The 9,000-nt window shown below is 66.8% G+C and carries 6 protein-coding genes and 2 rRNA genes (1 of these 8 running past the window's edge); 3 read left to right on the top strand and 5 right to left on the bottom strand.

Annotated features, from left to right (window positions below; translation table 11 throughout):
• Together LGI35_RS22195 and rrf are read left to right on the top strand one after the other, a co-directional pair.
• Nucleotides 1-2,813 (top strand): 23S ribosomal RNA (locus LGI35_RS22195); it begins 310 nt to the left of the window's first position.
• A gap of 89 nt (nucleotides 2,814-2,902) precedes the next feature.
• A 5S ribosomal RNA gene (gene rrf, locus LGI35_RS22190) occupies nucleotides 2,903-3,019 on the top strand.
• Nucleotides 3,020-3,096: 77 nt separating this feature from the next.
• Here rrf and LGI35_RS22185 read toward each other — a convergent pair.
• From LGI35_RS22185 to LGI35_RS22170, 4 genes are read right to left on the bottom strand one after another with little or no spacing between them, the layout of a single operon-like run.
• Nucleotides 3,097-3,759: a response regulator gene (locus LGI35_RS22185; protein ID WP_227295750.1), complete on the bottom strand. Its 663-nt coding sequence runs from the start codon at nucleotides 3,757-3,759 to the stop codon at nucleotides 3,097-3,099.
• Nucleotides 3,756-5,006 (bottom strand): sensor histidine kinase, encoded by a 1,251-nt coding sequence (locus LGI35_RS22180; RefSeq protein ID WP_227295748.1) that lies wholly within the window; start codon nucleotides 5,004-5,006, stop codon nucleotides 3,756-3,758. The genes LGI35_RS22185 and LGI35_RS22180 overlap by 4 nt, the downstream gene beginning before the upstream one ends.
• A 36-nt stretch (nucleotides 5,007-5,042) precedes the next feature.
• The gene (locus tag LGI35_RS22175; RefSeq protein WP_227295745.1) at nucleotides 5,043-5,816 is read right to left on the bottom strand and encodes an ABC transporter permease; all 774 of its coding nucleotides are present in this window, start codon (nucleotides 5,814-5,816) and stop codon (nucleotides 5,043-5,045) included.
• The gene (locus LGI35_RS22170; protein WP_227295743.1) at nucleotides 5,813-6,742 is read right to left on the bottom strand and encodes an ABC transporter ATP-binding protein; all 930 of its coding nucleotides are present in this window, start codon (nucleotides 6,740-6,742) and stop codon (nucleotides 5,813-5,815) included. The genes LGI35_RS22175 and LGI35_RS22170 overlap by 4 nt, the downstream gene beginning before the upstream one ends.
• A gap of 104 nt (nucleotides 6,743-6,846) precedes the next feature.
• Between LGI35_RS22170 and LGI35_RS22165 the strand changes: the two genes are divergently transcribed.
• The gene (locus tag LGI35_RS22165; protein WP_227295740.1) at nucleotides 6,847-7,404 is read left to right on the top strand and encodes a GNAT family N-acetyltransferase; all 558 of its coding nucleotides are present in this window, start codon (nucleotides 6,847-6,849) and stop codon (nucleotides 7,402-7,404) included.
• Between the two features lie 6 nt (nucleotides 7,405-7,410).
• On the opposite strand, the gene LGI35_RS22160 is transcribed toward LGI35_RS22165, so the two are convergent.
• Complete coding sequence (locus LGI35_RS22160) at nucleotides 7,411-8,928, bottom strand: type IV secretory system conjugative DNA transfer family protein (protein ID WP_227300435.1); 1,518 nt, start codon at nucleotides 8,926-8,928, stop codon at nucleotides 7,411-7,413.
• Nucleotides 8,929-9,000: the final 72 nt, after the last annotated feature.

Below are 9,000 nucleotides of genomic sequence, written 5' to 3'. Positions count from 1 at the left end.
GTGGGGTTGTGGGATCTCTCTTTCACAGTCTGCCGGCTGTGAGACGAGTCAGAAACCGTTGATGTAGGCGAAGGACATGCGAAAGGTCCGGCGTAGAGGGTAAGACCCCCGTAGTCGAAACATCAGCGGCTCGTTTGAGAGACACCCAAGTAGCACGGGGCCCGAGAAATCCCGTGTGAATCTGGCGGGACCACCCGCTAAGCCTAAATATTCCCTGGTGACCGATAGCGGATAGTACCGTGAGGGAATGGTGAAAAGTACCGCGGGAGCGGAGTGAAATAGTACCTGAAACCGTGTGCCTACAAGCCGTGGGAGCGTCGCGCAAGGAACTTGTTCCTTGCGTCGTGACTGCGTGCCTTTTGAAGAATGAGCCTGCGAGTTTGCGGTGCGTTGCGAGGTTAACCCGTGTGGGGAAGCCGTAGCGAAAGCGAGTCCGAATAGGGCGATTCAGTAGCGCGCTCAAGACCCGAAGCGGAGTGATCTAGCCATGGGCAGGTTGAAGCGGAGGTAAGACTTCGTGGAGGACCGAACCCACCAGGGTTGAAAACCTGGGGGATGACCTGTGGTTAGGGGTGAAAGGCCAATCAAACTCCGTGATAGCTGGTTCTCCCCGAAATGCATTTAGGTGCAGCGTCGTGTGTTTCTTGCCGGAGGTAGAGCACTGGATAGGCGATGGGCCCTACCGGGTTACTGACCTTAGCCAAACTCCGAATGCCGGTAAGTGAGAGCACGGCAGTGAGACTGTGGGGGATAAGCTCCATGGTCGAGAGGGAAACAGCCCAGAGCATCGACTAAGGCCCCTAAGCGTACGCTAAGTGGGAAAGGATGTGGAGTCGCACAGACAACCAGGAGGTTGGCTTAGAAGCAGCCACCCTTGAAAGAGTGCGTAATAGCTCACTGGTCTAGTGATTCCGCGCCGACAATGTAGCGGGGCTCAAGCGTACCGCCGAAGTCGTGTCATTGCGATATATACCCCCAACGGGGATCGTGATGGGTAGGGGAGCGTCGTGTGCCGGGTGAAGCAGCCGCGGAAGCGAGTTGTGGACGGTTCACGAGTGAGAATGCAGGCATGAGTAGCGATACACACGTGAGAAACGTGTGCGCCGATTGACTAAGGGTTCCTGGGTCAAGCTGATCTGCCCAGGGTAAGTCGGGACCTAAGGCGAGGCCGACAGGCGTAGTCGATGGATAACCGGTTGATATTCCGGTACCCGCTGTGAAGCGTCAAACATTGAATCAGGCGATGCTAAGTCCGTGAAGCCGTTCCGGACCCTTCGGGGAAAGGAAAGTGGTGGAGCCGACGGACCAGACTTGTAGTAGGTGAGTGATGGGGTGACGCAGGAAGGTAGTCCAGCCCGGGCGGTGGTTGTCCCGGGGTAAGGGTGTAGGCCGTGTGATAGGTAAATCCGTCACACATAAGGCTGAGACCTGATGCCGAGCCGATTGTGGTGAAGTGGATGATCCTATGCTGTCGAGAAAAGCCTCTAGCGAGTTTCATGGCGGCCCGTACCCTAAACCGACTCAGGTGGTCAGGTAGAGAATACCGAGGCGTTCGGGTGAACTATGGTTAAGGAACTCGGCAAAATGCCCCCGTAACTTCGGGAGAAGGGGGGCCATCACTGGTGAGAGGACTTGCTCCTCGAGCTGGGGGTGGCCGCAGAGACCAGCGAGAAGCGACTGTTTACTAAAAACACAGGTCCGTGCGAAGCCGTAAGGCGATGTATACGGACTGACGCCTGCCCGGTGCTGGAACGTTAAGGGGACCGGTTAGTGCACTTTCGGGTGTGCGAAGCTGAGAACTTAAGCGCCAGTAAACGGCGGTGGTAACTATAACCATCCTAAGGTAGCGAAATTCCTTGTCGGGTAAGTTCCGACCTGCACGAATGGCGTAACGACTTCTCGACTGTCTCAACCATAGGCCCGGTGAAATTGCACTACGAGTAAAGATGCTCGTTTCGCGCAGCAGGACGGAAAGACCCCGGGACCTTTACTACAGTTTGATATTGGTGTTCGGTTCGGCTTGTGTAGGATAGGTGGGAGACTTTGAACTCTGGACGCCAGTTCAGGGGGAGTCGTCGTTGAAATACCACTCTGGTCGTGCTGGATGTCTAACCTGGGTCCGTGATCCGGATCAGGGACAGTGTCTGATGGGTAGTTTAACTGGGGCGGTTGCCTCCTAAAGAGTAACGGAGGCGCCCAAAGGTTCCCTCAGCCTGGTTGGTAATCAGGTGTTGAGTGTAAGTGCACAAGGGAGCTTGACTGTGAGACCGACGGGTCGAGCAGGGACGAAAGTCGGGACTAGTGATCCGGCGGTGGCTTGTGGAAGCGCCGTCGCTCAACGGATAAAAGGTACCCCGGGGATAACAGGCTGATCTTCCCCAAGAGTCCATATCGACGGGATGGTTTGGCACCTCGATGTCGGCTCGTCGCATCCTGGGGCTGGAGTCGGTCCCAAGGGTTGGGCTGTTCGCCCATTAAAGCGGTACGCGAGCTGGGTTTAGAACGTCGTGAGACAGTTCGGTCCCTATCCGCTGTGCGCGTAGGAATATTGAGAAGGGCTGTCCCTAGTACGAGAGGACCGGGACGGACGAACCTCTGGTGTGCCAGTTGTCCTGCCAAGGGCATGGCTGGTTGGCTACGTTCGGAAAGGATAACCGCTGAAAGCATCTAAGCGGGAAGCCTGCTTCGAGATGAGTATTCCCACCCCCTTGAGGGGTTAAGGCTCCCAGTAGACGACTGGGTTGATAGGCCAGATCTGGAAGCCCGGTAACGGGTGGAGGTGACTGGTACTAATAGGCCGAGGGCTTGTCCTCAGTTGCTCGCGTCCACTGTGTTGGTTCTGAAACCACGAACAACCCCACGTTTGTCACAGAGCGTGGTGCGGTTGACAGTTTCATAGTGTTTCGGTGGTCATAGCGTGAGGGAAACGCCCGGTTACATTCCGAACCCGGAAGCTAAGCCTCACAGCGCCGATGGTACTGCAGGGGGGACCCTGTGGGAGAGTAGGACGCCGCCGAACTATTTTTGATAAAAAGCCTCATTCCCCGAGTGAAAACTCGGGGAATGAGGCTTTTTTGCGTTCATGTTCTTTCGGATTCACGCCGGCTCCACCAGCTTCGCGTCGTACGCCACGATCACCGCCTGCACCCGGTCCCTGGCCCCCGTCTTCGCCAGAATGCGGCTCACATGCGTCTTCACCGTCGATTCGGCGAGGTGCAGGCGTGCGGCGATCTCCGAATTCGTCCAGCCCTGGGCGATGACCGTGAGGATCTCGCGCTCCCGCTCCGTGAGGGCGGCGATCCGGGGGTCGGGGCCCTGGGGCGCGTGCGTGGTCGGCAAGTGCTGTACGTACGCGTCGAGGAGACGGCGCGTCAGGCTCGGGGCGACCACCGCGTCGCCTGTCGCCACCGCGCGAATCCCGGAGAGGAGCTCCTCGGGCAGTGCGTCCTTGACGAGGAATCCGGACGCTCCCGCACGCAGGCCGTCGTATGCGTACTCGTCGAGGTCGAACGTCGTGAGGATCAGGACCCTGGTGCGTTCGCCTGAAGCGACGATGCGGCGTGTGGCCTCGATGCCGTCGAGGCCCGGCATGCGGATGTCCATCAGGACGACGTCGGGGTGGAGGCGCGCCGCGAGGCGGACCGCCTCGGCGCCGTCGCCCGCCTCGCCGGCGACCGTCAGATCGTCCTGGCTCTCCAGCAGCATGCGGAAACCGAAGCGCTGCATGGGCTGGTCGTCGACGATGAGCACGCTGGTCACGGGGAGGGTTCCTTCGGGAGATGGAGGTGGACGCGCCAGCCGCCCGGGGGCGTGGGCAGCGGGCCTGCCTCAAGTGTGCCGTCGTAGAGGGAAGTTCGCTCGCGCATGCCGGTCAGGCCGCGGCCCGCGCCCGGCCCTGGTGCCGGGCCTCCGCGGCCCGTGTCCGTGACGCTGACGCGTACTCCGTCGTCCCCGTACGTGACGTCGACGGCCGCGGCGGCGCCCGGACCGGCGTGCTTGAGCGTGTTGGTGAGTGCCTCCTGCACGACCCGGTACACCGTCAGTTCCTTGCCGGGGGCGAGGGAGTCGGGCCGGCCGCGCAGTGCGAGGCGTACGGGCAGTCCCGCCGCGCGGACTCCGTCGACGAGCCGGTCCAGGTCCGTGAGCGCCGGCTGGGGTGTCAACTCGGCTGTGGGCGCGGCCTCTTCGCGTAGTACGTCGAGGAGGCGGCGCAGTTCCGCGAGGGCCTGGCGGCTCGTCGTGGCGATGGCCTCCAGTGCCTGTCCTGCGCGTTCGGGGTTCTTGGCGGCCGCGTAGGAGCCTCCGTCGGCGAGGCCCGTGATGACGGAGAGGTTGTGGCCGATGATGTCGTGCATCTCGCGGGCGATGCGGGTGCGTTCCGCCGCCGCGGCGAGCTGGGCCTGCTGGTCGCGCTCGACCTCGAGTCGGCGGGCGCGCTCGACGAGGGACGACGTGTACTCCTGGCGGCTGCGGACCGCGATGCCGAGGAGCGCCACGAGGGTGATCGCCCACACCTGCGGGACGATCTGCTGGTCCCAACTGCCTTTCGGATAGCGGAAGACGCCGACGACGACCGGCACCAGCGTCAGTGCGCAGGCGGCCGCAAGGAGCTTCAGCGGGCGGCGCAGCGCGACGTTGAACACGACGATGAGCTGGACCAGGGCCGCCTGGAGCAGCGCGCCCGTCCAGCTGTTGACGACCCCCGCCGCCACCATCACCGCGAGGGTCGTCATCGGGCGTGTGCGGCGCCACAGCAGCGGCACCGTCAGCGCGAGGCTCAGGCACAGGACGAGCGGACCCGGTACGTCGGTGTTGTGGGCGATGTTGCGCCAGCCGCCGCCCGTGTAGTCGACGAGGGCGGCGATCACGAAGAAGCCCGTCAGTACCAGCTCCCAGCCGAGCGGGCGGCGCCGGTCGAAGGCGCGCACCCGCTCGGTGAGCCGTTGGACGTACGCGGTGAGGGGGAAGGGGGCTCGCTCGGGCGCCTGGGTCCTGTCGTCCGTCACCGGTTCATCCTCGTACGGGAAAGGGTTTTGCGGGGGTCATACGTCGCGGCGCCTGAGGAGCAGGGCCGCGGCCGTGAGGACCGCGGCGGCCCACAGGGTCAGGGAGAGGAGGCCCATGGCGGGGGAGACCGCGCCGGCGAGGTGGGTGGCGGAGCCGAGGGATTCCGCGGACTGGGTCGGGAAGTGGTTCACGGCGCTGTCCACCGCGTCGTACGGGAGCATGCCGAGGATCTCGGGGAGGATCAGCACGGCGCCGACGAACGCGCCGATCGCGGCCGGGACCGAGCGCAGCAGGGCGCCGAGGCCGAGGGCGATCAGGCTCATGAGGGTGATCCCGGCGGCGTTGCCCGCGAGGGCGCCGAGGACGCCCGGGTCGGTGAGCGAGGTCGCCTTGTCGCCGTCGGAGAGCCAGATCTGCGCGACGAGGAACGTGACCAGGTTCGTCAGGAAGCCCAGGACGAACGCGACGGCCGCGAACACGCCGGCCTTGGACCACAGGACGGGCATCCGGCGCGGGACCGCCGTCAGCGAGGCGCGGATCATGCCCGTCGAGTACTCGCTCGCCGTGACCAGGATGCCCAGGACGGCGACGCAGAGCTGCGAGAGCTGGGTGCCGAGGAGGACGAAGACGACCGTGTCGATCTCGGAGTCGTCGCCGTCGTAGGTCGCGCCCATGGTGATGCCGACGGCGAGGACGAGGGCGCTCGCGACGGCGAGGGTGATCCATGTGGAGCGCAGGGTCCAGAATTTGTGCCACTCGGAGCGCAGCACGCGGGGCGTGGTGACGCGGTAGGGGACTGCGGTGGTCATGCTGCTGCTCCCGTCAGGGCGGTGGCCTGGTACTCGACCGAGTCGTGGGTGAGGTCCATGAAGGCCTGCTCCAGCGAGGCGGTCCGCGGGGTGAGTTCGAAGAGGGGGATGCCGTGCGTGGCGGCCGTGCGGCCGATGTCCGGGGCGTCGGTGCCGCGGATGTGCAGGGTGTCGGGGGACTCGTCGGTGACCTCGACGCCGGGGGCGCCGGACAGGAGCTCGCGCAGGCGTACGGCTTCGGGCGTGACGACCTTGACGTAGGCCGCGCCCGAATCGCGTACGAGGTCGGCGACGGTGGTGTCGGCGAGGAGGCGGCCGCGGCCGATGATGACGAGGTGGTCCGCGGTCAGGGCCATCTCGCTCATCAGGTGGGAGGACACGAGGACCGTACGGCCCTCCGCGGCCAGGGACTTGAGGAGGTTGCGGACCCACAGGACGCCCTCCGGGTCGAGGCCGTTGACCGGCTCGTCCAGGATGACGGTGGCCGGGTCGGCGATGAGCGCGGCCGCGATGCCGAGGCGCTGGCCCATGCCGAGGGAGAAGCCCTTCACACGCTTTCCCGCGACGTCGGTGAGGCCGGTGAGGGCGAGGACGTGGTCGACGCGGGAGCGCGGCACTCCGTGCGTGTGAGCGAGAGCCATGAGGTGGTGGAACGCGGTGCGGCCCGGGTGGATCGAGCGGGCCTCCAGGAGGGCGCCGACCTCGTGCAGGGGTGCGGCGTGGGCGGCGTAGGCGCGGCCGCCGACGGTGGCGTGGCCCGCGGTGGGGGCGTCGAGGCCCAGGAGCATGCGCATGGTCGTGGACTTGCCGGCGCCGTTCGGGCCGAGGAAGCCGGTGACGGTGCCCGGGTTGACCGTGAAGGTGAGGTCCTGGACGACGGTCTTGTCGCCGTAGCGTTTGGTGAGTCCGTGTGCCCTGATCGTCATGTTCCGAAGGTAGGGAGCGGGGCGGGGGCGGGGCGTCCGACCGCGGTCCGGAGCTGCCGAAATGCTGTAGTACCCCGGTACGACGGTCCCGTAGGGTCCGGCCCATGGAGCCTGGCGAGAAGTACGTCGTACGTCCTGTCCGGTCGGAGGAGTGGGAGGCGGTGCGGGAGATCAGGCTCGCCTCCCTGCGCGATCCGGCGGCGCCGATCGCCTTCCTGGAGACGTACGAGGCCGCACTCGCGCGGCCCGAGGAGTTCTGGCGGGACCGGGCCGGACGGTTCGAACTCGACGGTTCCGGAAACCAGTTCGTTGCCGAGGGAGCGGACGGCCGGTGGTGGGGGTCCGTGACCGTGCGGGTGGAGGAGGCCGGGGTGCCGCTCGCGTTCGGTGACACGAGCGACGTGCGGCAGGCGCATCTCGTCGGCGTGTACGTGCGGCCCGAGCACCGGGGGACCGGCGTGACCGAGGCGCTGTTCCTGGCGGCCGTGCAGTGGGCGCGCTCACTGGAAGGGCTGGAGCGGGTGCGGCTGCACGTGCACCAGGACAACGCGCGGGCCCAGGCGTTCTACCGGCGGTTCGGCTTCGGCCGCAGCGGGGCGAGCGTGGCGGTGCCGGGCGACCCGTCGAAGGTCGAGTACGAGATGGTGCTCGAGCACTTGTGACAGGCGTCAGGCGACCGGAAGTTCGGCGTGCGGCCAGCGGGCCCGGCCCTGCTCCCGGGACCGGAGGAGGGCCAGGGTCGGCAGACCCCGGTCCGCTCCGGTGGACAGCAGCTCCGGAAGCTGGGGAAGCGGAGCCACCGCGGCGACGTCGTCGAGGACGAGCGTCATTGGTGGGTCGAGCCGACCGGCAGATGACCGTTCGGCCATGCGCCGGCCGTGCTCGACCACGCTTGAGGCGAGGGCCGTGAGGAGGGGCATCGCGCCCGGGTCCGCCTTGGGATCCTCGATGGCTTCACCCACCACATAAAGCGTGCCCCCTTCGTTCACGAAGGAATCCAGGGTGAGCGCATCAGTTCGGTTTGGGGTGCACGCCTCGCGGATGTGGACGGAGAAAAGGGAGGACAGGGCGCGGGCCGTCAACTCCTGTGCCATGTCGCGGCGTTCGGGGTGCGAGGTGAGCGCGGCCTCCAGCTCGCCCGCGGAGCCGGCCGCCGCCTTCGGGCTCGTCCGCAGGATGCGTACGGCCTCCTGGACCTGGGTGCCCTGCGCCCAGCGGTGCACGTGCCGGAACGGCTTCGCGTCCACGGCGGCGGCGTGCAGAAAGCTCCGCAGCAGCGTCTCCGCCGTGTCGGCGGTGGCCGTGTCGAGTTTGGCGGTGGGCCGGATCGGGGCGAGGAGGGCGGCCGCCCGCGACGCGGCCGTGGGCTTGTCCTCGCAGCCCTGCGCCGGGTTCCAGTGGAGGCGGGCCGGGGTGTCGCACAGGTGGGTGGGGTCGTAGACGAGGACGGGGCCGAGCTTCGACCGGGCGTCCTTGGTCTCCGCCCAGACACTCGCCGACGACGTGACGACGAGGACGGGACCCTCGGCGTCCCTGATGGCCTGGATGGCCCGGGGAGCGCGGGTCTCGGCGGGCCCGAGGACGACGGGACCGCGGGGGGTGGGGAGGGCCGTGGGGGCGGGCGGGGCGGCGGGGCTCTCGTGGAGCTCCGGGTTCTCCGGGTTCGCAGAGGGCTCCGGCCCGGCCGCCGGGACCTCGGAGACCGCGGCCCGGGGAGCGGGGGCGGCCACGGGCGCCGGTTCGGCCGAATGCGCAGCGGCTGCTGCCTCCGCCCGGCCCCGCCGCCGCACGGCCCGCCACCGCGCCACCGTCCCCGCGACGAACACCGTGAGCACGATCAGCACAAGGACCTGGCCGATGAACAGGCCCCAGAACAGCCCGTACCCGGAAAGCTGCCCGTCCGGGGTGTCCGGCCACGCGCCCGGCAGGTCGTGCGGGCGGCCGATGAGGGAGCGCATCGCCACCGGCGTGTGGCGGATCGTCACGCCGTCCGGCCAGGTGCCTTTGGAGAACAGGCCCGACAGGCCCGTCGCCGTCCACACCATGACGGTCATGCCGAGCAGGAACGCGAGCACGCCGAGGAGCAGCCCGTCGGGAATGCCGCGTTCCCGTTCCCGCGGGGCGGGGCCACCCCGGCCCCGGTCCCCGTACCTGTCGTCCTGCTCGTAGGCGTCGTGCCGCCGCATGCCGCTCTCGCTCTCGCCGAGCCCCACCAGTAACTTCCCAGACCTCAGGTCTCAGACCGCCGGCCCCAGAAC

This window comes from Streptomyces longhuiensis, from assembly GCF_020616555.1.
GTDB lineage: Bacteria > Actinomycetota > Actinomycetes > Streptomycetales > Streptomycetaceae > Streptomyces > Streptomyces longhuiensis.
The sequence above is the reverse complement of the archived record's forward strand: the minus strand, read 5'-3'. Positions and strand labels throughout refer to the sequence as shown.

What these genes read in the sequence shown, in the direction of transcription:
- LGI35_RS22160 (WP_227300435.1), bottom strand. Translation starts at nt 8,928, where the DNA reads ATGCGGCGGCACGACGCCTACGAGCAGGACGACAGGTACGGGGACCGG.
- LGI35_RS22170 (WP_227295743.1), bottom strand. Translation starts at nt 6,742, where the DNA reads ATGACGATCAGGGCACACGGACTCACCAAACGCTACGGCGACAAGACC.
- LGI35_RS22165 (WP_227295740.1), top strand. Translation starts at nt 6,847, where the DNA reads ATGGAGCCTGGCGAGAAGTACGTCGTACGTCCTGTCCGGTCGGAGGAG.
- LGI35_RS22175 (WP_227295745.1), bottom strand. Translation starts at nt 5,816, where the DNA reads ATGACCACCGCAGTCCCCTACCGCGTCACCACGCCCCGCGTGCTGCGC.